Genomic DNA, 23,247 nt, shown 5'->3' on the forward strand with positions numbered 1-23,247 from the left:
CTGGAATCGGCCGTCTCCGCGATTGCCGAGCGGCCGCTGGACACCCCCTTATGGCCGACGGGCGGTCATTTGCCCCCTCTATAGTGATTTTCGTCACAATTGGGTTTGTATTGCCGGTCAAATCGCTTCCCGGACACTCGCCGGACACGCAAAAAGGCGCTGCGGCCGGGATGAATCCCCGACCGCAGCGCCCGCCGCGCGATACCGATCTAGACGCTGCGCGCCCGATCCTCATACGCCTTGCGCTTGGCCACATCGACGTCGTCGAGGAACGCGTGGCCCGCGCCGAGCGCCCGGGCGATGCCGTCCCCGACCACGTCCGGCAGCAGCCCGACCACCTGCGAGATGATCCCCGCGACCGCGGTCACCCGGACCTTCGACTTCGGCGCGACGATCAACCCGACGATCGCGTCCGCGATCTCCTCCGGCTCGGCCGGGCGCAGCAGCTTCGGCGCGGTGACGCCGGCGCCGAGCTCGGTGTTGGTCAGCGTGGGCAGCACCGAGGAGAACCGCACGCCGGAATCGCGGTACTCCTCGCGCAGCGTGTCGGTGAAGCCGAGCACCGCGTGCTTGCTCGCGTTGTAGGTAGCCAGGCCGGGGATGTGCGTCTCGCCGGCCAGCGAGGCGATGTTGATGACGTGCCCGCGCTTGCGCGGCAGCATCCGGGCCAAACCCAGTTTGGAGCCGAGAATTACACCGTAGACATTGATGTCGAGGATGCGCCGGGTGATCTGGTCCGGCTCGTCGACCAGCTTGCCGGTCGGCATGATGCCCGCGTTGTTGACCAGCACGTCGATCGGGCCGACCGAGCGCTCGACCTCGTCGAGGAAGCTCTCGAACGAGGCCGGATCGGTGACGTCGAGCTTGCCGTAGAGCTCGAAGCCGCGGGCGGTACCGGACTCCTTGACGGTGGCTTCGTCGATGTCGCCGATGGCGATCTTGGCGCCCAGCGCCTGCAAGGCGGTGGCGGTAGCCAGGCCGATGCCGCGGGCGCCGCCGGTGATGACGACGACCTTGCCGCGAATCTTCGAAGTGTCCGTCACTTGTTGTCTCCCTTGAGTTTCAGCACGGCGGGCAGGTCGATGCGGCGCAGGCCGCGGGCGCCGGCGGCACGCATAGCGCCGAGGGCGAAGAGCAGCTTCGGCATCGAGTACGGGTACCAGAACAGCTCCTTGTCCTGGGTCGGCAGCATCGGCGCGGTGATCGCCTGCTGGCGGCAGTACTTGCGGACGCCGTTCGCGCCGCCCCAGCGCGCGCCGACGCCGGACTGGCCCCAGCCGCCCATCGGCAGCGCGAAGTTGAACAGGTTGCTGAAGACGTCGTTGATGTTCACCGCGCCCGCGTTCAGCTGCCGGGCGATCCGCTCGCCGCGGTCCTTGTCGCCGGTCCACACCGACGCGGACAGGCCGTAGATCGAATCATTGGCCAGCCGAACGGCTTCCGCCTCGTCGGCCACCTTCAGCACCGGCAGCGTCGGCCCGAAGGTCTCCTCGGTGATGCAGGACATGGTGTGATCGACGTCGACCAGCACGGTCGGCTCGAACGCGGTGCCGAACCCGGCCCGCTTGCCGCCGGTGAGCACCTTCGCGCCAGCCGCGACGGCCTCGTCGACGTGGCGCTGCACGATGTTCGTCTGGTTCTCGTTGGCCAGCGCGCCGACATCGTGCTTGGACTCGCGGCCGTCGATGCCCTGACGCAACGCCTTGACGTTCGCGGTCAGCTTGGCCACGAACTCGTCGTAGACCGGCGCCTCGACGTAGACCCGCTCCACCGAGATACACACCTGGCCGGAGTTGAACATGCCGCCGAACGCGATGCCGTGCGCGGCCCGGTCCAGGTCGGCGTCGGCCAGCACGATGGCCGGATCCTTGCCGCCGAGTTCCAGGCTGTACGGGACCATCCGCTCGGCGCAGGCCACGGCGATCTTGCGGCCGGTCGCGGTCGAGCCGGTGAACTGGATGTAGTCGGTGTGCTCGACCACCGCACCGCCGGTCGCGCCCGCGCCGGTGACCACGGCGAAGACCGGCGGGGCGCCGATCTCGGCCCAGCCCCTGGCCATTTCGAGCGCGGACAGCGGGGTCACCTCGGACGGCTTCAGCAGCACCGCGGCGCCCGCGGCCAGCGCGGGGATCACGTCCAGTGCGGGCATGGCCAGCGGGAAGTTCCACGGGGTGATCACGCCGACGACCGGGTACGGCTTGTACACCGTGGTCAGCTTCTTCACCCGGGCCAGCGGGCTGTGCGGGGACGGGTGGTCGTCGGCGAGGAACTTCGCGGCGCGGCGGGCGTAGTAGCCGACCAGGTCGGTCGCGAAGGCCGGATCGATCAGCGAGTCGACGCGCGGCTTGCCGGTCTCGGACTGCACCACGTCGGCCAGGGTGTCGGTGTTGTCGATCAGCCAGTCCTGGAACTTCAGCAGCCATTCCTTGCGGCCGTCCGGGCCGATGGCCTCCCACTCCGGCTGGAACAGCCGCAGCTCGCGGACCTTGGCGGCGACCTCGTCCGCGCTGGTGACGGGCACCGTCCCGACCAGCGCGCCGGTGCCGGGATTGCGCACCTCGAGGGTGGCGGGGGCGTCGGCCACCGGCTGCGCGGCCTGCTGCGCCGGTGCCTTCTTCGCGGCCGTCTTCCGGGCCGGTGCCTTCTTCGCCGCCGCGGGCGCTGGGTCGGTATTGGTCACGCTGTTCTCCCACTGACGTTGTGCTGTGAACCGCAATGGCTGATTGTGAAACAGACCACTGAACTATGATCGTGACACAATGGTTGGTGAGTTTCTTGGCTCTATTTGTCAATGGATACGCTCATATTTGTGCTCGGAGAACAATTCGGAGGAGTCGTGACCGCCGCATCACCGGAACGCATCGGGCCCAACAGTGAAGTGGTCCGCGACTGGCTGGCGGAGTACGTCTACGAGACGATGCGCACCGAGCAGCTCGAGCAGATCGTGGACCGGCTCGACAGCGCGATCATCGCCCGCGTCCCGGAGCTCGCCGACCGGGACATGCGCCGCGACCTGGCCGCCAGCACCCGCGCGCACGCCAGGGTGATGCTGAGCGGAATCACCAGCGACACTTTCGAATACGCGCTACCCGAAGAGGCGCACACCTTCGCACGAACCATCGCCCGGCGCGGCTTCGAACTGCGCATGCTGCTGCGGACCTATCACGTCGGCATGGAAGCCGTGCTCGACTACATGACCGACACCATCGATCAGCGCCCCGCGCCGCAGGAGATCGAGCGGGCGGTGATGCTGCGGCTGTTCGAGCGGGCGACCAAGTGGGTCAGCCTGTCGGTCGAATTGCTCACCGACACCTATATGGAAGAGCGCGAGCGGGTCCTGCGGGCCGCGTTGAACCGGCGCACCGAGACCGTTCGCGCGCTGCTGGCCGGGGACGAGCTCGACCTGGACCAGGCCTCGGCGCGGCTCGGTTACCGGCTCGGGCAGCGGCACATCGCCTTCGTGCTGTGGACCGACGAGCGCGAATCCGGCAGCGGGGACGACGAAATCGCCGGCCTGCTGGAGCGCGTCGCGACCAGGGTGGCGGCCGAACTCGGCACCGCCAGGGTGCTCACCGTCGCGTCCGGTTCGAGCGGCATGTGGGCCTGGGCCGGACTGGACGACCTGCCGAGCGCCGACGCGGCCCGGATCGAGCAGGAGCCCGGCGCGCTGGAGCGGGTCGCCGCCGGGCTGGTCGAATCACCGGTCCGCATCGCCTTCGGCGTACCCGCCGGGCAGGTCGCCGGATTCCGGCAGAGTCATCGCGAGGCGGTCGCCGCCCGGCAGGTGGCCGAGCGTGGCCCGGCCACGACGGCGCGGGTCATCGGTTATCGCGAGGTGGAGATCGCCTACCTGGCCGGCGCGGACGACGCGGCCATGCGCGGCCTGATCGGCCGGGAATTGCGCACGCTGTCCGGCTCGGACCCGAACGCGGCGCGCTTGCGCGCGACATTGCACGCCTATCTGAAAAGCCATCGCAGCCCGGAGGCCACGGCCAAACTGCTTGGGGTGCACAAGAACACGGTGCGATACCGGATCCAGCGAATCGAGGAACTGCTCGGTCATCCGATCGAGCAGCGCAGCTTGCCGCTGGAGGTCGCGCTGGCCTGCGTCGCCGCCTACGGGGTGGACGCGCTGCCCTGAACCGGCGCGCGAGCGATCAGTCGGACGCCGCGGTGACCGGGCGATCGGGTAGATCCGCGAGTAGCTGGGTGGTGGCCGCGGCGATGGCCGCGACGGCCTTGTCGACGGCGACCTTGGTCGTGGAGCTCAGGCCGGACACACCACCGACCGTGCGCACGTACTGCAGTGCGGCAGCATAGATTTCCTGCTCGGTCGGGGCAGGCTCCAGGCCGCGAAGGAGGGTGATGTTACTACTCATGCGAGCACAGTAGCTCTCCAGCACGGTATGCGGCAGGGCAAGAAAATCTCCGAACTCCGCCGCGCTTGCGGGGACACGCAGAATTCGTCGCATTACACAGGCTCTTCCAAGATCCATGGTGAACAATCGGGGTCATGCCTGCCCGCGGTGTACCCACGTTGACAACCTTCCCGTACGAGGAACTGGATCAGCGCGAAGAGGACCACTGGTCCGGCGCGGCGGTCGCCGACGACGAACTGCGCGCCCTCGCGCTCGGCGCCTTCTACTCCGCCCGCTGGGACGCCTTCCACGACGCGCTGCTGCTCGGCCCGGAGCGCGAGCATCCGCTCGGCGACCGCCGCGAGCTCGCCATCGACACGCTCACCGGCGCCTGGGGCATCACCGACGCGACCGAGGCGCAGGCCTCGATGGAACAGCTGCTCGACGGCATGCACGCGCCGTTGTACGCGCTGGTCCATCCGCTGGTGATGGCCTCGATCAACGCCAGCGAGCGGGACCGCTTCGGCGAGCGCGCCGACCGGCACCGCGCGTTCCTGCGGCAGGTCGGATCGTTCCGCGGCATGGACAACCCGGAGGCGCTGGTCCGCGACTACGACATCTGGTCGCAGGCGATCAAGATCGGCTTCACCGATCATCTGGCCCGGCCGTTGCCCAGCGATATCCACGCGTGGGATCTGGCCCGGGTGGTCGCGGTCGCGCGGATGGCCTTCACCGCCGGATATCTCGACGCCGACCTGGCCTGGGACTATCTGGCCCGCGCGCTGCCCATCGCGCAGGCCAAGTACCGCAACTGGCGCCAGTTCGGCGACGCCTACCTGACCGGCTGGACCTACTGGCAGGCATGCGAGGACCTGGCCGAACTGAAGAACGGCGGCGTCGACCGCCGGATGGAACTGCTGCGGCTGTGGATGCGGCCGACCAGCCCGTGGCGGCGGATCAGCCTGACGGTGCCGCCGGTGGTGCAGGCCTGAAGCTCCCTGCTGGACGGCGGCTAGCTGTCTGCTGAGCTAGCCGCCGTCCGGCAGGGAACGCAGGATGCCGCGGCCGTAGCGCTGGAACTGCGCGTCGTCGACCATGCCGAGCGAGTGCCGCTCGACCAGCAGTTCCCATTCCGAATACAGCTGGGCCACACCGGGATCAGCCGGGCCCGCGCCGCCGTCGGCGGAATCGCGGCGCACCGCGAAGTTCACCGCCAGGGTGACCCGTTCGGTGTCGGCGCGATCGTTGCCGGTGAAGTGCAGGGTGATGTTGCCGTCGTGCACGTCCATGCCGGTCTCGCTGCGGGGCGCGCCGATCTCGCCCGCCATCGTCGGCGTGCCGTCGGTGTTGCGGGCCCACAGCACGGCCGGGATGGGCAGTTCGTGCGCGTAGCGGGCGCCGGTGCCGATCGAGATGAACAGCAGCCGCCCGGTGGTCGCGGCGAGCAGGCCGGGACCGGTGCCCGCGGGCGGACGCGCGACGGCGATCGCGGTTTCCAGCACGTATTCGTCGGGCGTGACGTATCTGTGCAGCGCGGCGATGGCCGGCTTCGCCTCGCGGTGCGGCGCCATCCGGCGCACGGCGCGGTCCACGTCGGCCCGGGTCGGGCCGGACTTGCCCCAGGTCGGGGCGGGCGGGTTCAGGTCGGGGGCGGCCACGTCGATGCGCTGGGTGGCCAGGATCTGGCCGTTGATCCGGTCGACGATCTCGGTCGCGGCCGGCACGTCGTGCTCGGCGATCAGCACGGGCAGCGGGGTGCGGTCGGCGGGCACGCCGGTCAGCACGGGAGTGGGGTATCTCAGATATATCTCGATGACAACCGCGTCGTCGGCGCGTCGATTCAACCGGACCTTCAACAGATCCGAGATCGGGACGTCGAGCACCCGCTCGCCATCGGAGCCAGGACGCAAGACGATCAACCGCCCGCGGCCGTGACGCACTATCGCTGTGGGTGTCCGTAGCTCAACTATGTCCATACCCCCTGCGCTCTGTTGGGTTTACGGTGCTCGCGGGGCCTTTATCTGTTTACGCAAGCTACCGTCTCCGTGCCCGTCGCTCGCACTGCGGTGTTGTGTCGTCGCTCACGATAGGCCGAACATGCCATGATTGTGACCACTTGGAGTAACCCGGACCGGGGTCTTCGGGAACCACCGAGGTCCCTTGGCCGTTTACCCCTTTAACTGCACCTGCAGCCGAACTGCGCGATGTATCGACTAGACCGTACGCGGTAACGTGGCATGTCCGCATCCGAACCCTCCCGGAGCCGGACGCGCCCGACGCATCGCTAGCACGAACCGGAGACACCGGAAAGGACTGGCCGGACCGGCCGACGCTCTATGAACCGCAAGACTGTGTTTCGCACCCTGGCCATAGTCTCGGGCATCTTGCTCGTGATCTATGCGTTCAGCTATTTCGGCAACGACACGCGCGGCTGGAAGAGCGTCGATACGTCCGTCGCATTGAGCCAGCTGAACGACAAGAGCAACGTCAAGAATGTTCAGATCGATGATCGTGAACAGCAACTGCGCATCGAGCTGAAAAACGGCAACGATGCGACCGGTGGCCAGAGCAAGATCATCGCCAAATACCCCGGCGGCAGCGCGAGTTCCGGACAGGTCTTCGACGCTGTGAAGAATTCCGGCGCGACCTATAACACCGTGGTCAAGCAGGACAGCTGGCTCACCCAGATCCTGCTGTTCGTGCTGCCGATGATCATCCTGCTCGGCCTGTTCGTCTTCGTCATGGCCCGCATGCAGGGCGGTGGTCGCGGCGGCATGATGGGCTTCGGCAAGTCGAAGGCCAAACAGCTGTCCAAGGACATGCCGAAGACCACGTTCAGCGATGTGGCCGGCGCCGACGAGGCGGTCGAAGAGCTCTACGAGATCAAGGACTTCCTCCAGAACCCGGTGCGCTACCAGGCCCTCGGCGCCAAGATCCCGAAGGGCGTGCTGCTCTATGGCCCGCCCGGAACCGGTAAGACGCTGCTCGCGCGCGCCGTGGCCGGCGAGGCGGGTGTGCCGTTCTTCACCATCTCCGGCTCGGACTTCGTCGAGATGTTCGTCGGTGTCGGCGCGTCGCGCGTCCGCGACCTGTTCGAACAGGCCAAGCAGAACAGCCCCTGCATCATCTTCGTCGACGAGATCGACGCGGTCGGCCGCCAGCGCGGCGCCGGCCTCGGCGGTGGCCACGACGAACGTGAGCAGACGCTGAACCAGCTGCTGGTCGAGATGGACGGCTTCGGCGATCGCACCGGCGTCATCCTGATCGCGGCGACCAACCGCCCCGACATCCTCGACCCCGCGCTGCTGCGTCCCGGCCGGTTCGACCGGCAGATCCCGGTCGGCAACCCCGACCTGGCCGGCCGTCGCGCCATCCTGCGGGTGCACTCGCAGGGCAAGCCGATCTCGCCCGACGCCGACCTCGACGGCCTGGCCAAGCGGACCGTCGGCATGTCCGGCGCCGACCTGGCCAACGTGATCAACGAGGCCGCGCTGCTCACCGCCAGGGAGAACGGCGCCGTCATCACCGGCGACTCGCTCGAGGAGTCGGTGGACCGCGTGGTCGGCGGCCCGCGCCGCAAGAGCCGGATCATCAGCGAGCACGAGAAGAAGATCACCGCCTACCACGAGGGCGGCCACACCCTGGCCGCCTGGGCGATGCCGGACATCGAGCCCGTCTACAAGGTCACCATCCTGGCCCGCGGCCGCACCGGCGGCCACGCCATGACGGTGCCCGAGGACGACAAGGGCCTGATGACCCGCTCGGAGATGATCGCCCGCCTGGTGATGGCGATGGGCGGCCGCGCGGCCGAGGAACTGGTGTTCCACGAGCCGACCACCGGCGCGTCCTCCGATATCGACCAGGCCACCAAGATCGCTCGCGCGATGGTGACCGAGTACGGCATGAGCTCGCGCCTCGGCGCGGTGCGCTACGGCCAGGAGGCCGGGGATCCGTTCCTCGGCCGCTCGATGGGACAGGCCTCGGATTACTCGCACGAGGTCGCCGGCGCCATCGACGAGGAGGTGCGCAACCTGATCGAGGCCGCACACACCGAGGCGTGGGCCATCCTCAACGAGTACCGCGACGTGCTCGACGTGCTGGCGACGGCGCTGCTGGAGAAGGAGACCTTGCACCGCAAGGAGCTCGAGACCCTGCTCGCGTCGGTGCAGAAGCGGCCGCGGATCACCGCGTTCAACGATTTCGGTGATCGCGTGCCGTCGAACAAGCCGCCGGTGAAGACCCCGGGCGAGCTGGCGCTGGAGCGCGGCGAGCCGTGGCCGCCGCCGGAGCAGATCCCGGCGCCGCTGCCCGCCGGCGTTGCCCGGGAGAACCAGCCCGCCAACGGCTACCCCGACACCGGCGCCTACGACGCGCCGCCGCAGTACGGCTACCCGGCGCAGCCCGCGACCGGCTACCCGGCGCCGCAGGGCCCCGCGCAGGGCGGTTACCCGCAGCGCGGCGGCACGCACGGCTCGCGGCCGGACTACGGCGCTCCGGCCGGCTGGTCGGCCCCCGGCTGGCCGCCGCGGGACGAGCAGCAGCAGCCGGGTCAGCCGAGTGGCTGGACTGAGCCGCAGCCGAACCAGGGTTACCAGCCGGCCTGGGGTCCGCAGGGCGCCCAGCCGGAGGGTGGTTACGACCGCGGCAACTACGGCGAGCATCCCGGATACGAAGAGCCGGGTCGCCCGAATCCGAACGGTGAGGGCGACAACGGCGAGTGGGACCGGCCGAACAACGGCCGGCACTGAGCTAGTCGGGCTGGGGGCTCGCGTGACCTGCGTGGTCACGCGAGCCTCCGCCTCCGGGCCGCTTGCTCGCACCGTGCGCAGTGACGATTAGGCTCGACCATCGGGGTGCCGAGTGATTGCCGGGACCCGAGATTTTTGGAGGTGTCCTCGATTGTCGGCCAACAATCACATCGGCGGCCACGCGCTCGCCGATTCGGACGGTGTTGACGAGAACGGTTCCGGCAACGGCGTGAGCAAAAAAGAACTCGTCGCGCTGGAGACCGGTCAGCCGTTCGACCAAGCCAGGGCCGAAGCCGCGGTGCGCGAATTGCTGCTCGCGGTCGGCGAGGATCCGGACCGCCCCGGGCTGCTCGACACGCCCGCCCGCGTCGCCCGCGCCTACCGTGAGATGTTCGCCGGGCTCTACGTCGAGCCGGACGCGGTGCTGAACACCACGTTCGACGAGGGGCATCAGGAATTGGTGCTGGTCCGCGACATCCCGATGTACTCCACCTGTGAACATCACCTGGTGTCGTTCCACGGTGTCGCGCACGTCGGCTACATCCCGGGCAAGCACGGCCGGGTCACCGGGCTGTCCAAGCTGGCCCGCGTCGTCGATCTCTACGCCAAGCGCCCGCAGGTGCAGGAGCGGCTGACCAGTCAGATCGCCGACGCGGTGATGCGCAAGCTGGACCCGCGCGGCGCCATCGTGGTGATCGAGGCCGAGCACCTGTGCATGGCCATGCGCGGCATCCGCAAGCCGGGCGCGAGCACCACCACCTCGGCGGTGCGCGGCCTGTTGCAATCGAGCCCGTCGTCGCGCTCCGAGGCGCTCGATCTCATTCTTCGGAAGTGAACGAGGATCACATGACCGCAGGTGGGAGCAGCTTCGCGCGTGGCGGTCGCTCCTGTGTGGTGATGGGCGTCGTCAACGTCACCAGTGATTCGTTCTCCGACGGCGGTCGCTACCTCGACCCCGAACTCGCCGTCGCGCACGGCATCGAGCTGTATGCCGACGGCGCCGACATCGTCGACATCGGCGGCGAATCGACCAGGCCGGGCGCGGTGCGCATCGACCCCGAAACCGAAGCCGCGCGGGTGGTTCCGGTGATCCGCGGCCTGGTCGCGGCGGGCGTGCCGACCAGCGTCGACACCATGCGGGCGAGCGTGGCCGAGGCCGCGCTCGCGGCCGGCGTCTCGGTGGTGAACGACGTGTCCGGCGGCCGCGCCGACCCGGACATGGTGAAAGTCGTTGCCGCCGCCGATGTCCCGTGGATCCTCATGCACTGGCGCGCGGGCGCCGACTACCGGCACACCGGCCCGGCCGACCACTACGACGACGTGGTCGCCGAGGTGCTCGCCGAGCTGACCACCCAGGTCGACCTGGCCGTGGCCGCCGGCGTCGACCCGTCCCGCCTGATTCTCGACCCCGGCCTCGGCTTCGCCAAGAACGCCGAACACAACTGGGATCTGCTCGGCGCGCTGCCCGAGCTGATCGGCCAGGGACTGCCGATCCTGATCGGCGCCTCCCGCAAACGCTTCCTCGGCGCGTTGCTCGCCGACGACTCCGGCCCGCGCCCGCCCGACGGCCGGGAAACCGCCACCGCGACCGTCTCGGCGCTGGTCGCCATGCACGGCGCGTGGGGCGTGCGGGTGCACGACGTGCGCGCCTCGCTGGACGCCATCACCGTGACCGACGCCTGGCAGGCCGCCGCCCGGCACCGCGCCGGCCTGCCGATCCCGTCGCAAGGAGCGCACCGATGAACCCGACCCCCGTCACCGCCGATCAGTCCGCGGCGCAGGCGAATTCGGCGGTCCAGCGCGGCGCCGACCGCATCGAGCTGCGCGGGCTGCGTGCCTACGGCCATCACGGCGTGTTCGATCACGAACGCCGCGACGGCCAGGAATTCGTCGTCGATCTCACCGTGTGGCTGGACTTCTCCGCAGCGGCGGCCGCCGACGACATCCTCGCCACCGCGCATTACGGCGAACTCGCCGAGAACGCCGTGCGCATCATCCAGGGTCCACCGCGCAACCTCATCGAGACCGTGGCCTCGGAGATCGCCGACGACGTGATGGCCGATCCGCGCATCACCTCGGTCGAGGTGGTCGTGCACAAGCCGTCCGCGCCGATCCCGCACACCTTCGCGGACGTCCGGGTGGTCACCTCGCGGCACCGCAGGGAGCCGCTATGACCCGCGCCGTGCTGTCGATCGGTTCCAACCTGGGGGACCGGCTGGCGCATCTGCGCAGCGTGGTGGACGGATTCGGCGACCGGGTCGTCGCCGTGTCGCCGGTGTACTCGACCCCGCCGTGGGGTGGTGTCGAACAAGACGACTACCTCAATGCCGTTGTCCTGGTGGATGATCCGGAGCTCGGCTGTACCGACTGGCTGCGCCGCGGCCAGCGGCTCGAACAGGCCGCCGACCGGGTCCGCGAAGTCCGCTGGGGCGCACGGACACTCGACGTCGACGTGATCTGGTGTGCGCAGCGGATGCACGGCGAGCTGGTGCCGATCAGCAGCGCCGACCCGGAACTGACGTTGCCGCATCCGCAGGCGCATCGGCGCGCGTTCGTGCTGATTCCCTGGCTGGACGTGGAACCGGACGCGGTGCTCGAGCTCGACGGCCGGGCGCAGGCGATCACCGACCTGCTCGACGAACTGCCCGCCGCCGAACGCCTCGGCGTGCAACGCACCGAGCTGACCCTGTCGCCGGCCGCCGAAGGTTCGGCGTCGTGCAGCTGAAACCCACGCGCATCCTGGACCTCGCCGCGAACGTGGTGATCGCCGCCATCGTCGCGTGGGTCGCGACCCGGATGGCGTACAACAATTTTCCGCCGATCTCCACCTACGCGGGGGCGTCGCTGTATCCGGTGGCCGCGCTCGAGGCGGTGCTCGGGTTCGTCATCCGGGCCAGGGTTAGCGACAACCAGCTGGGCAACGGCAGGCATCAGCTGCACCCGATCACCGCGGCCCGCGCGGTCGCGCTGGCGAAGGCGTCGCTGCAGGTCGGTTCGATCGCCGCAGGCGTGTGGCTCGGTTTCCTCTGCTGGGTCTTCCCGCAGCGCGGCACGCTCGGCGCGGCCGCGGCGGACAGTCCGGGCGCGATCGTCGGGATGCTGGCTGGGGTGGCTTTGGTTGCTGCGGCCCTGTGGCTCGAGTATTGCTGCCGGGCTCCCGAGGACCCGACTGACGATCCGGCAACCACATAGCAAATATCGCCTTCGGAATTGCCGCACCGAGTTGTGGGCGCACGGAGTCGATCAAGCTACCCTGGCTTGCATGGTTTCACCCTCCCGTACCAGCACTTCCCGTCGACGGCGGGACGACGCGGGAAAATTGTTCATCGGCGTATTGATTCTGCTCGGACTGGTTGCCAGCGTTTTCCTGGTCTTCAGCAACAGCTTGCAGTTCGTCCGGATCGGTTTGGTAGCGGCCCTGTGGGCGGCGGTCATCGGCGCATTAGCTGCGACTAGGTATCGCAAGGAAGCGACGATCGACAAGGCCAAGGTTCGCGATCTGCAGACCGTGTACGAGTTGCAGCTCGAGCGGGAGGTCACCGCCCGGCGCGAATTCGAGCTCGGCATCGAGGCGCGGGTGCGTGAGGAAGTCGGCGCCGACGCCACCGAACTGGCCGCGTTGCGCGCCGAACTGACCGTGCTCCGGACGAGCCTGCAGCGCCTGTTCGACGGCGACCTGCCGATGGATCGGCCCGCCCTGCGCGCCGACGCGACCCGGATTCAAGAGCTGACCAGCGCGGTCGGCGATCCGGCGAACAATAGCTCCGCGAATGCCGGACCGTGGTCCGTGCCGTCGAACCAGCAACCGCGCAGCAGTGTGACCCCGGTGTTCGTGCCCGACCATCCGGAGCCGCCGCTCTTCGCCAGCCCCTTCGACGACCCGGTCACCGCCGAGACCTCCGCGGTCTCGCTGGACGACGACGAGACCGACGCCGAGGTCACCGACATCGACCTGACCGACGTGCGCGACGGCGATCCGGAGCGGTCCGGTTCCGGCTGGGCCGACGCCTTCACCGAGGGCCCGGTCATCCAGCCGACGCCCCCCGCGCCCCGGCCGGCCCCCAAGCCGACCTACCAGTCGACCCGCCCCTCGGCCTGGCCGACGACGGAGGGCCCCACGGTCGGCACGGCCAGCTCGCGCCGGCGCCGCCGGGCCGAGGCCGACGCGGATTCGGATACGCCCGAACGCCGGCTCTCGGTCGCCGAGATCATGGCCAACCTGCAATCGGAGGAGAAGAGTCGCGACCGACGCTGACTGTGGTCCGGCGCAGGAGCGGGTGAATGAGACGGCGCAGGAGCGGGTGAATGAGACACTGCGTCGTAAATCACTGCCCAGGGCCGTGGCACTGGCAAACATCGGGCCGATATTCTCGATGCCGTACGTCCGGTACCCGCACGGCGGGACTGGAACGAAATCGAGAGGACACCGTTGACCTCGAGCAGCGTGAATTCTGACGACGACGCGGCTTCCGGCTACCCCGTTTCGAACGACCCCCAATCGGTGGTGGGCGGCGATCTGGCGCCCGCCCGGTTGACCGTCGGCATCGTCTCGGCGGGCCGCGTCGGCTCCGCCCTGGGCGCGGCGCTCGAACGCGTCGGCCACGTGGTGTTCGGCGTCTCCGCGATCTCCGACGCCTCGGTCCGGCGCGCGCAGACCCGGCTGCCCGACTCCGAGATCCTGCCGGTCGAGGACGTGGCCGCCCGCAGTGAGCTGCTGCTACTCGCCGTGCCCGACACCGAGCTGGCCGGTCTGGCCCGCGGCCTGGCCGGCGCGAAGGTGGTCCGGCCGGGCACGATCGTCGCGCACACCTCCGGCGCCAACGGGGTCGGCGTGCTCGCCCCGCTGGCCGAGATCGGCGCCATGCCGCTGGCCATTCATCCGGCGATGACCTTCACCGGCCACGACGAAGACCTCACCCGGCTGGGCAACGCGTGCTTCGGCATCACCGCCGCCGACGAGATCGGTTACGCCATCGCGCAGGCGCTGGTGATCGAGATGGGCGGCGAGCCGGTCCGGGTGCTCGAGCAGAACCGCGCGCTCTATCACGCGGCGCTCGCGCACGGCAGCAATCATCTGGTCACACTGATCGTGGATGCTGTTGCCGCACTTCGGGTCGCGCTGGAGGGGCCCGGCCTGCTCGGGCAGCAGATCGTCGACGACCAGCCGAACGGACTGGCCGAGCGACTGCTCGCCCCGCTCGCCTCCGCGGCGCTGGACAACGCCCTGCGCCGCGGGCAATCCGCGCTGACCGGTCCGGTCGCCCGCGGCGACGCGAACGCCGTCGCCGCGCACCTGACCGCACTGGAATCCGTCGATCCCCGCCTGGCCGAGGGCTATCGCGCGCTGTCGCTGCGCACCGCCGAACGCGCAGGCACCAATCCCGCCGTCATCGAGCTGCTGAAAGGGCGCTGATGTTCGATCCGAAATTACGTGCCGCCTACCAGCCCGGTGAGCTGACCGTGCACCACGATCCCGCCGTGATCACCCAGGTGTCGAATGCCTTGCGCAGCGTCGGCCGCACCGTCGCGCTGGTACCGACCATGGGTGCGCTGCACGAGGGTCACCTGGAGATCGTCCGGCTGGCCAAGCGCAACAACCAGGTCGTGATCGTCTCGATCTTCGTGAATCCGTTGCAGTTCGCCGCGAACGAAGACCTGGACAAATACCCGCGCACCCTGGACTCCGACGTGGAGCTGCTGCGCGCGGAGGGCGTCGGGCTGGTGTTCGCGCCGAGCGTCGCCGATATGTACCCGGACGGCCCGCGCACCACCGTGCAGCCGGGCCCGATCGGCGCCGAGCTCGAAGGGGCAAGCCGGCCAACGCATTTCGCCGGCATGCTGACCGTGGTCGCCAAACTGCTGCAGATCGCCCGCCCGACCGAGGTGTACTTCGGCGAGAAGGATTACCAGCAGCTCACGCTGATCCGGCAGCTGGTCCGGGACCTGAACTTCGACGTGAAGATCAAGCCGGTGGCCACCGTGCGCGAGCACGACGGCCTGGCCATGTCCTCGCGGAACCGGTTTCTCGATGCGGCACAGCGGGAATCGGCGCTCGGCCTGTCCGCGGCGCTGGCCGCGGGCAAGCACGCGGGTGGCCTCGGACCAGAGGCGGTGGTCGAGGCGGCCCGCCAGGTGCTGGCCGCCGTGCCCGGCGTCGATGTCGACTACCTCGAATTGCGTTCCACCAACCTCGGTCCCGCGCCGGAGACCGGCAACGCCCGGCTGCTGGTCGCCGCCAGGGTCGGCCCCACCCGGCTGATCGACAATGTCGCCGTCACCCTCGGCGCGCCGATCGACGGCCACCCCAACGCCTCCGTCCAGCGGACCTCCCAGCCCGTATAGGCGACGAACCAACGAAAGGGCGACGCAATGCTGCGCACCATGATGAAGTCGAAGATCCACCGCGCCACCGTGACCCACGCCGACCTGCACTACGTCGGCTCGGTGACGGTGGACCAGGATCTCCTGGACGCCGCCGATCTGCTGGAGGGCGAGCAGGTCTGCATCGTCGACATCGACAACGGCGCGCGCCTGGAGACCTATGTCATCGCGGGCGCCCGCGGCTCCGGCGTGATCGGCATCAACGGCGCCGCCGCGCATCTGGTCCACCCCGGCGATCTGGTCATTCTGATCGCCTACGGCCAGCTGAACGAGCAGGAAATCGCGGAATACGATCCGAAGGTCGTTTTCGTCGACGAGCGCAATCGTCCGGTCGAACTCGGCTCCGATCCGGCGCACGCGCCGGAAGGCTCCGGGCTCACCTCGCCGCGCTCACTCTCGCTCGCCTGACATGCTGCTGACCATCGATGTCCGCAATACGAATATCGTGCTCGGCCTTTCCTCGGGTACCGGCGCGCATTCGAAACTGGTGCGGCACTGGCGAATTCACACCAATCCGCTGCTGACCGCGGACGAATTCGCGATGCAGGTGCGCGGCCTGGTCGGCCCGCAACTCGACCAGGTGGTCGGAGTTTCCGGGCTGGCCACGGTGCCGCCGGTGCTGCGTGAACTGCGCACGATGCTGAGCCAATATTGGGGCCACGTGCCGCACGTGCTGGTGGAACCCGGCGTGCGCACCGGAATTCCGCTGCTGGTGGATAACCCGAAAGAGGTCGGCGCGGACCGGATCGTGAACTGCCTGGCCGCCTATCAGCACTACAATTCGCCGGCCATCGTGATCGATTTCGGCACCGCGGTCTGTGTCGACCTGGTCTCGGCCAAGGGTGAGTTCCTCGGCGGAATCATCGCGCCCGGCGTGGAGATCGCCACCGAAGCCCTGGTGGAGCGCAGTGCGCTGCGCCGGGTCGAGCTGGCGCGGCCGCGTTCGGTACTGGGGAAGAACAGTATGGAAGCCATGCAGTCCGGCGCGGTTTTCGGTTTCGCCGGGATGGTGGACGGGCTGATCGATCGGATTCGCGACGAGTTCGAGGCATTTTCCGGCAATGATGTCGCGGTGGTTGCGACCGGCCCGACCGCGGCGCTGATCGTGCCGGAATCGGAGACCATCGACGATCACGACCCGTACCTCACGCTGACCGGTTTGCGTCTCGTATACGAGCGAAACCAGCGTCGCAAGGGCACTGTCTGATTCTCGCCATGTCGGATTTGTCGCACCCATCGGCGCTTGCCTCCCCAGTGCCGGATGCTGATACACTCACCGCTGTGTATTTCCGCGTGCGCACCCAGGAGTGTTGTCGAGGCTGACCAAGCCTCGACCGATCGAGGCTGACTACCGCCCTCGACCGTTCGCGACCTCCTGGAGATTCGCTCATGCGTTCTTCCGTTCTTTCCCTTTCCGCAGCCCGGGACGCTTATTCAGCTATCCCGCCGCTCGAACGCGCCGTGGCCTCCGCATTGCCGACTCGCCTGCGTCCTGCCGATTTATTGCGGCTGACCGACGAAGGCGCCGAGGACGTACTGGCCGGGCGGTATGACCATCTGCTGCCCGCCAATGGAATGTGGCCCGCCGATGAACGGTGGGCGGCCCGGCTGCTCACCGACGACGAAGTAGATGTCTGGCTGATCAGCTGGACGCCGGGAAAATCCACCGAACTGCACGACCACGCCGGCTCGCTCGGCGCGTTGACCGTGCTCAGCGGGGCCCTTTCGGAATTCCGCTGGAACGGCACCGAACTACGCCGCCGCGTCCTCGACGCGGGCGATCAAGCGTCCTTTCCGATCGGCTGGGTGCACGATGTAATGCGGGCCCCGGCGCAGTCCGTGGCCGACAGCGCCACCGAGTCGATCGACCCCGCACTGCTCGAACCGACGCTCAGCGTGCACGCCTATTCACCGCCGCTCACCGCCATGTCCTATTACGAGGTCACCGGCCACGGAACCCTGCGGCGCACCCGAACCGTTCTCACCGACCAGCCCGAAGGTGATATGTAATGACCCGTTTGACCATCGATCAGATGCTCGACAACGCGCGGGCCCAGCTGAACCGCATCTATGCCTTCGAATTGCCGCAGGCGCTCGCCCGAGGCGCGATTCTGGTGGACATCCGCCCGCAGGCGCAGCGGGTGCGTGAGGGCGCGTTGCCCGGCGCCCTGGTGATCGAGCGGAATGTGCTGGAATGGCGGCTCGATCCGACCAGTTCGGCGCGCTTGGCCCTGGCCACCGATCACGATGTGGAATGGATCGTCGCCTGCTCCGAGGGCTATACCTCCAGCCTCGCCGCGGCGGCGCTGCAGCAACTCGGGCTGCACCGGGCGACCGATCTGATCGGCGGCTTCCACGCGTTGAAGGCGGCCGGTCTGCTGCACATCGGAATCCGGGCGCCGCACTTCGCCCGCGAGGTCGACTCGCTCGCCTCGCTGTAATTACCCTACATCACTTCCATCTCGAAAGATCCGGGCGCACAAGCGGTTTCGCGTCCGGATCGATGCATGCCCGCTATTTCCGCGGATAGTGGACCGCGCAAATCCGGCGAACAACACCGGGCCGGGCCGAGACCGATTCGTTACTCCGGGAAGTAGGCCGGGCGGGCCGCAAAACGATTTCCGGTGCACGCTAGGGTTGTTGGATGTGAGCACCAGCGACACTTCCTCGTCCAGCGATCCCGCATCCGATTCGCGGCCTGCCGTGGCGCCCGACGCCGACGATGCCCCGGAGCAGATACGGATTCGCAAGGAGAAGCGGGAGCGGTTGCTGGCCGACGGCGGTGACGCCTATCCCGTCGTCGTGCCGCGCACGCATACCCTCGCCGAAATTCGCGCCGCATATCCGGATCTGGCCGCCGACACCCAGACCGGGTTGCAGGCGGGTGTCGCTGGTCGCGTCATATTCATGCGTAATACCGGCAAGTTGTGTTTCGCGACGCTGCAGGAGGGTGACGGCACCAAGCTGCAGGCGATGATCAGCCTGAACGGTGTCGGCGCCGACGCGCTCGCGGCCTGGAAGTCCGATGTCGACCTCGGCGACTTCGTTTTCGTGCACGGCGAGGTGATCTCCTCGCGCACCGGTGAATTGAGCGTCATGGCCGATTCCTGGTTCATGGCGGCCAAGTCGCTGCGGCCGCTGCCGGTGGCGCACAAGGAGATGAACGAGGAGTCCCGGGTCCGGCAGCGCTATGTCGATCTGATCGTGCGCCCGGAGGCCAGGGAAATGGCCAGGACGCGCATCGCGGTGGTGCGTGCCATGCGCAATGCGCTGGAACGGCGCGGCTTCCTCGAGGTGGAGACGCCGATGCTGCAGACGCTGCACGGCGGCGCCGCGGCCCGGCCGTTCGTCACCCATTCCAATGCCCTGGATATCGATCTCTACCTGCGAATCGCGCCGGAGCTGTTCCTGAAGCGCTGCGTGGTCGGCGGGCTGGAGCAGGTCTTCGAGATCAACCGGAACTTCCGCAACGAAGGCTCGGACTCCACGCATTCTCCCGAGTTCGCGATGCTGGAAACGTACGAGGCGTACGGCACCTACGACGACTCCGCCCGGATGACCCGGGAATTGGTCCAGGAAGTCGCCCAGGAGGTGTTCGGCACCCAGGTGGTCACCCTGGCCGACGGCACGGAATACGACCTGCGCGGGGAGTGGTCGACGGTCGAGATGTACCCGTCGCTCTCCGACGCCCTCGGCGTCTCCGTGACACCGGAAACTTCCGTCGAGGAATTGCGTGCGCTCGCCGATCGGGTCGGTCTGGAAATTCCCGACGGCAAGGGCTATGGCCACGGCAAACTCGTCGAGGAACTGTGGGAACACCAGTACGGCGACAAGCTGTACGCACCGACTTTCGTGCGTGACTTCCCGGTGGAGACCTCACCGCTCACCCGGCAGCATCGGACCAAGGCCGGGGTCACCGAGAAGTGGGATCTCTATGTCCGTGGCTTCGAGTTGGCTACTGGCTATTCGGAGTTGGTGGATCCGGTGATCCAGCGTGAGCGCTTCGTGGATCAGGCTCGACTGGCCGCGCAAGGCGACGACGAAGCGATGGCGCTGGACGAGGACTTCCTTGCCGCGATGGAGCACGGCATGCCGCCGACCACCGGTACAGGTATGGGAATCGATCGTCTGTTGATGGCGTTGACGGGTCTCGGAATCCGGGAAACAATACTGTTCCCAATTGTGCGACCGGTCACTCGCTGACCAGCTGATTGCAAAATCTCGGCCTCGTCTTGGAAAATTTGGAATTCGAGGTATTCTTGCCTCGGGTAATCGGCCTAGTATGCGGGTCGCACGATTTCGAGAGGACGTTCATCTCATGGCAAAGAAGGTCACCGTTAGCCTGATCGACGATGTCGATGGGGAGTCCATCGCGGACGAGACCATCGAGTTTGCGATCGACGGTGTTTCATACGAGATCGACCTGTCGTCGGCGAATGCCGCGAAGCTGCGTGACGGGCTGGAGGAGTGGGTTTCGAGCGCGCGTCGGGTCAGTGGCCGTCGCCGGGTCAAGGCCGCCGCGACCGCGACGGGCGCCCCGAAGAGCCGGGTCTCCATCGACCGCGAACAAAGTGCAGCAATTCGCGAGTGGGCTCGTCGTAATGGACACAAGGTGTCCGCGCGGGGACGTATCTCCGCCGACATCACCGACGCGTACAACAAGGCCGCGAAGGGTTAGTTTCATATTTTTCAGCCGCCGTCCCAGCGAATCGTGCGACGCCGGGGCGGCGGTTTTCTCTTTGTCCGGCGGCTCATAGGCTGCTGATATAACCGCGCGGCGGGATGACACGCTGCTCGAAGTGGCGCGCGGATCGATCTTGCTCGTGGTTCCAGGACGCGGCACCATGGAAACGTGCGACGGTCACTGGCGGTATGGAGAGACGGGGTATCAGCGCAGTGACTGGATTCGTCGGATCATTTTTGCGATTCCAAGATGACACGGGTCGTCAGCAGGAACTCATGCTCAGCGCCGATCGCGAGCGCGTGACCATCGGGCGCTCGCCGCAGGCCGATCTCGCGCTGCCCTGGGACGCCGAGGTGTCGAGGCTGCACGCCGCGATCGAATATCTCGGCGCGCAGTGGACCATCGTGGACGACGGCCTTTCGCGCAACGGCACTTTCGTCAACGGCGACCGGCTGGTCGGCCGGCGCAGGCTGATGGCCGGCGACGTCATCCGGGTCGGCACCTCGCGGGTGTCCTTCCACGATTTCGGCGGCGTCGCCGACGACATCACCCGGGTGTCCAGCGGAACGGTGCCGCCGAGTTTCCGCTCGCTCACCGAAACTCAGCGTTCGGTGCTGATCGCGCTGTGCCGCCCGTACAAGAACGGCGCGGCCTTCGCGACGCCCGCCTCCAATCAGCAGATCGCCGAGGAATTGTTCCTCAGCGTCGACGCGATCAAGACGCATCTGCGCGCGCTGTTCGCCAAGTTCGGCGTCGAAGACCTGCCGCAGAACGCGAAACGAGTCCGCCTGGCCTTCCTGGCGATTCAGAGCGGGCTCATCTCCGACCGGGATCTGTGACCCGCGCGTAGACGATCGCTTAGTCGGCCGAGTGTCTCGGCCATGGAGAGCCGTGTCGAAACCGGCTTGACTTAGACACGTCGAACCGGAGCGATGAGGGCTCCGGTCGGGTTTCATTCAGGAGGAATTATGACCGCCGCACGCCTGGCCGCCCTGGTCGCGGCCACACTGGCCACCGGACTGATCGCGGGCCTGTTCTACGGCTACGCGAACTCGGTGATGCCCGCGCTGAATCAGACCGACGATCGCACCATGATCGACGTGATGCAGAAGATCAACGTGGTCATCATCAACCCGGTGTTCATGATCGGGTTCATGGGCACCGTCGGGTTCTCGATTCTGGCCGCGGCGCTGCATCTGGGTAAGGACCAGCGCACCACGCTGATCTGGATCGGCGTCGGCCTGGTCATCAACATCATCGCGTTCGCCGTCACCTCCGGTCTGAACGTGCCGTTGAACGATCAGCTGGCCGCCGCGGGCGATCCGGCGCAGATCGCCGACCTGGCCAAGGTCCGGGCCGACTTCGAGGCCACCTGGGTGCGCTGGAACATCGTCCGCGCGGTGCTGCACACGCTGGCCTTCCTGGTGCTCTGCGGCGCGCTGTTCGTCTCCGGCATCCAGCAGGGCAAGGCGAGCGCCGCGGCCCCCGGGCCGCAGGTGGCGCAGGGGCAGTTCCCCGGCCAGCCGGGCGCCCCCGCCTACCGGCAGGGCTAGACCGCAACGGCCGCAACCAGTTTCGCGACTCGACCGCGCCTGGGACACGCCGCACGGTAGCTTTCTGGAACACGTTCCAGATTTGGAGGCTACTGTGCAGCGTGTTCCAGGCTTTTCGCTTCTCGTCGTCCTGTTCGCCGCGCTGTGCGCCCTCGCCTCGGCGCCGGCCCAGGCCGAGCAATATCCGGTGGACTACAACTTCTTCGCCGGTATCCCGAACGAACTGGCGAATCCGGGCGGTTCGCTGCCCGGCGCCAACGACTGGTCCTGTCGTCCGAGCGCCGCCCACCCCAGCCCGGTGGTGCTCGCGCACGGCACCGGCGGTGGAGCACAGACGAATTGGGGTGTGTACGCCCCGCTGCTGGCCAATCAGGGCTACTGCGTGTACTCGATGACCTACGGCGCCTACGACCTGCCCTGGCCGATTTCAGCCATCGGCGGCATGCTGCCGATGGAGCAGAGCGCGCCGCAGTTCGCCGCCTTCGTCGACCGGGTGCTGGCCGCGACCGGCGCCGCGCGGGTCGACATCGTCGGTCACTCGCAGGGCAATTTCATCGGCAATTACTTCGTCAAGCGGCTCGGCGGCGCGGCCAAGGTGGACAAACTGGTCGCCATCGCGCCGCCCTGGCTCGGCTCGGACGTCGCGGGCGCGGGCGAAATCGCGGCGTTCAGTCAGCGGCTCGGCGCCGGGCCTGCGTTCGACGCGCTGGTCGGCTCGCTGTGCCAGGCCTGCCGGCAGGTCGTGGCCGGCTCGGACTTCCTCCGGGCGCTGAACGCGGACGGCGTCTACCACCCGGCGGTCACCTACACCAATATCGCCACCCGCCTGGACGAACTCGTGGTGCCCTACACGGCGGGCCTGCCGCCCGGGCCCGACGTGACCAACATCGTTGTCCAGGACGGCTGTGCCCAGGACTTTTCCGAACACGCGGGCATCGCGGGCAGCCCCCGCGCGGCGGCCTACGTGCTCAACGCGCTCGATCCCGAACACCCCCGTGAGGTGCCGTGCGGTTTCATCCCGCCCTTCACGGGGTAGCACCCGGGCGAACGGTCATCCGGCACGGCAGCGGTGTTCGCTGAGGGCAAAACCCATTTCGGAAACGAATCATGCAATGCTCACGTTATGAGTGAATGACCGTGCTGACGCTGGTCGCCAATAGGGTGGACTGGCGGCGGCAGCATCTCCTGCCAACTAGAGTGGAAGGCGGGGGCCACGACCCCCGGGCTTCATGGCAGGCTGACGCCCACGGTTGTTACACAGCACACTGCGGCGTCTGTTGCCAGAATGTCGGAAGCAGGAGAGTGAGGGAGCGATGTTCGAGAGGTTCACCGACCGCGCGAGGCGTGTCGTTGTCCTGGCCCAGGAAGAGGCCCGGATGCTCAACCACAACTACATCGGTACCGAGCACATCCTGCTGGGGCTGATTCATGAGGGTGAGGGTGTCGCGGCGAAGTCGCTGGAGTCGCTCGGCATTTCGCTCGAGGGCGTGCGCAGCCAGGTCGAGGAGATTATCGGGCAGGGT

The 23,247-nt window shown here is 67.9% G+C and carries 25 protein-coding genes; 21 read left to right on the top strand and 4 right to left on the bottom strand.

Annotated features, from left to right (window positions below):
• Positions 1–209: 209 nt before the first annotated feature.
• Together F3087_RS06890 and F3087_RS06895 are read right to left on the bottom strand one after the other, a co-directional pair.
• Positions 210–1,043 (bottom strand): SDR family oxidoreductase, encoded by an 834-nt coding sequence (locus F3087_RS06890; RefSeq protein WP_150401008.1) that lies wholly within the window; start codon positions 1,041–1,043, stop codon positions 210–212.
• The gene (locus F3087_RS06895) at positions 1,040–2,680 is read right to left on the bottom strand and encodes an aldehyde dehydrogenase family protein (RefSeq protein WP_150401009.1); all 1,641 of its coding nucleotides are present in this window, start codon (positions 2,678–2,680) and stop codon (positions 1,040–1,042) included. Before F3087_RS06895 ends, F3087_RS06890 begins: the two co-directional genes overlap by 4 nt.
• A gap of 156 nt (positions 2,681–2,836) precedes the next feature.
• On the opposite strand from F3087_RS06895, the gene F3087_RS06900 reads away from it, so the two are divergent.
• Positions 2,837–4,141, top strand: coding sequence for a PucR family transcriptional regulator (locus F3087_RS06900; RefSeq protein WP_150401010.1), 1,305 nt, complete (start codon positions 2,837–2,839; stop codon positions 4,139–4,141).
• Positions 4,142–4,157: 16 nt separating this feature from the next.
• On the opposite strand, the gene F3087_RS06905 is transcribed toward F3087_RS06900, so the two are convergent.
• Positions 4,158–4,379 (bottom strand): DUF2277 domain-containing protein, encoded by a 222-nt coding sequence (locus F3087_RS06905; RefSeq protein ID WP_150401011.1) that lies wholly within the window; start codon positions 4,377–4,379, stop codon positions 4,158–4,160.
• Between the two features lie 134 nt (positions 4,380–4,513).
• Between F3087_RS06905 and F3087_RS06910 the strand changes: the two genes are divergently transcribed.
• A complete protein-coding gene (locus tag F3087_RS06910) occupies positions 4,514–5,350 on the top strand; it encodes a DUF1266 domain-containing protein (protein WP_150401012.1) in 837 nt (278 codons plus the stop codon).
• Positions 5,351–5,386: 36 nt separating this feature from the next.
• Here the strand turns inward: F3087_RS06910 and F3087_RS06915 are convergent, their stop codons facing one another.
• Positions 5,387–6,334: a hypothetical protein gene (locus F3087_RS06915; protein WP_150401013.1), complete on the bottom strand. Its 948-nt coding sequence runs from the start codon at positions 6,332–6,334 to the stop codon at positions 5,387–5,389.
• A gap of 360 nt (positions 6,335–6,694) precedes the next feature.
• On the opposite strand from F3087_RS06915, the gene ftsH reads away from it, so the two are divergent.
• From ftsH to F3087_RS07010, 19 genes are all read left to right on the top strand, one after another.
• On the top strand, positions 6,695–9,106 hold the full coding sequence (ftsH, locus tag F3087_RS06920) for an ATP-dependent zinc metalloprotease FtsH (RefSeq protein WP_150401014.1): 2,412 nt from the start codon (positions 6,695–6,697) through the stop codon (positions 9,104–9,106).
• Positions 9,107–9,335: 229 nt separating this feature from the next.
• Entirely contained in the window at positions 9,336–9,941 is a 606-nt protein-coding gene (gene folE, locus F3087_RS06925) for a GTP cyclohydrolase I FolE (protein WP_191093823.1), read from the top strand.
• Between the two features lie 11 nt (positions 9,942–9,952).
• Positions 9,953–10,849, top strand: a complete 897-nt coding sequence (gene folP / locus F3087_RS06930) for a dihydropteroate synthase (protein WP_223884888.1) — start codon at positions 9,953–9,955, stop codon at positions 10,847–10,849.
• Positions 10,846–11,280, top strand: a complete 435-nt coding sequence (folB, locus tag F3087_RS06935) for a dihydroneopterin aldolase (protein ID WP_150401016.1) — start codon at positions 10,846–10,848, stop codon at positions 11,278–11,280. The genes folP and folB overlap by 4 nt, the downstream gene beginning before the upstream one ends.
• Positions 11,277–11,831, top strand: coding sequence for a 2-amino-4-hydroxy-6-hydroxymethyldihydropteridine diphosphokinase (folK, locus tag F3087_RS06940; RefSeq protein WP_150401017.1), 555 nt, complete (start codon positions 11,277–11,279; stop codon positions 11,829–11,831). Before folB ends, folK begins: the two co-directional genes overlap by 4 nt.
• Complete coding sequence (locus F3087_RS06945; RefSeq protein ID WP_150401034.1) at positions 11,828–12,298, top strand: DUF3180 domain-containing protein; 471 nt, start codon at positions 11,828–11,830, stop codon at positions 12,296–12,298. Before folK ends, F3087_RS06945 begins: the two co-directional genes overlap by 4 nt.
• A 70-nt stretch (positions 12,299–12,368) precedes the next feature.
• On the top strand, positions 12,369–13,361 hold the full coding sequence (locus F3087_RS06950; protein ID WP_150401018.1) for a DUF6779 domain-containing protein: 993 nt from the start codon (positions 12,369–12,371) through the stop codon (positions 13,359–13,361).
• 246 nt (positions 13,362–13,607) lie between these two features.
• Positions 13,608–14,519, top strand: a complete 912-nt coding sequence (locus F3087_RS06955; protein ID WP_150401035.1) for a Rossmann-like and DUF2520 domain-containing protein — start codon at positions 13,608–13,610, stop codon at positions 14,517–14,519.
• Positions 14,519–15,448: a pantoate--beta-alanine ligase gene (gene panC, locus F3087_RS06960; RefSeq protein WP_150401019.1), complete on the top strand. Its 930-nt coding sequence runs from the start codon at positions 14,519–14,521 to the stop codon at positions 15,446–15,448. The genes F3087_RS06955 and panC overlap by 1 nt, the downstream gene beginning before the upstream one ends.
• 27 nt (positions 15,449–15,475) lie before the next feature.
• Complete coding sequence (gene panD, locus F3087_RS06965) at positions 15,476–15,895, top strand: aspartate 1-decarboxylase (protein ID WP_150401020.1); 420 nt, start codon at positions 15,476–15,478, stop codon at positions 15,893–15,895.
• 1 nt (position 15,896) lies between these two features.
• Positions 15,897–16,694, top strand: a complete 798-nt coding sequence (locus F3087_RS06970) for a type III pantothenate kinase (protein WP_150401021.1) — start codon at positions 15,897–15,899, stop codon at positions 16,692–16,694.
• Between the two features lie 182 nt (positions 16,695–16,876).
• A complete protein-coding gene (locus F3087_RS06975) occupies positions 16,877–17,497 on the top strand; it encodes a cysteine dioxygenase (RefSeq protein ID WP_150401022.1) in 621 nt (206 codons plus the stop codon).
• A gap of 8 nt (positions 17,498–17,505) precedes the next feature.
• A complete protein-coding gene (locus tag F3087_RS06980; RefSeq protein ID WP_150401036.1) occupies positions 17,506–17,928 on the top strand; it encodes a rhodanese-like domain-containing protein in 423 nt (140 codons plus the stop codon).
• Positions 17,929–18,190: 262 nt separating this feature from the next.
• A complete protein-coding gene (lysS, locus tag F3087_RS06985) occupies positions 18,191–19,690 on the top strand; it encodes a lysine--tRNA ligase (protein ID WP_150401037.1) in 1,500 nt (499 codons plus the stop codon).
• 115 nt (positions 19,691–19,805) lie between these two features.
• A complete protein-coding gene (locus F3087_RS06990) occupies positions 19,806–20,165 on the top strand; it encodes a histone-like nucleoid-structuring protein Lsr2 (RefSeq protein ID WP_029900677.1) in 360 nt (119 codons plus the stop codon).
• Positions 20,166–20,446: 281 nt separating this feature from the next.
• Positions 20,447–21,010 (top strand): FHA domain-containing protein, encoded by a 564-nt coding sequence (locus F3087_RS06995; protein WP_223884889.1) that lies wholly within the window; start codon positions 20,447–20,449, stop codon positions 21,008–21,010.
• A gap of 129 nt (positions 21,011–21,139) precedes the next feature.
• A complete protein-coding gene (locus F3087_RS07000) occupies positions 21,140–21,724 on the top strand; it encodes an anthrone oxygenase family protein (RefSeq protein WP_150401024.1) in 585 nt (194 codons plus the stop codon).
• Between the two features lie 94 nt (positions 21,725–21,818).
• On the top strand, positions 21,819–22,760 hold the full coding sequence (locus F3087_RS07005; protein WP_150401025.1) for an esterase/lipase family protein: 942 nt from the start codon (positions 21,819–21,821) through the stop codon (positions 22,758–22,760).
• A gap of 277 nt (positions 22,761–23,037) precedes the next feature.
• Positions 23,038–23,247, top strand: a 210-nt coding sequence (locus F3087_RS07010) for a Clp protease N-terminal domain-containing protein (protein ID WP_150401026.1), incomplete at its 3' end; no start/stop codon positions are given.

The organism is Nocardia colli (assembly GCF_008704205.1).
GTDB lineage: Bacteria > Actinomycetota > Actinomycetes > Mycobacteriales > Mycobacteriaceae > Nocardia > Nocardia colli.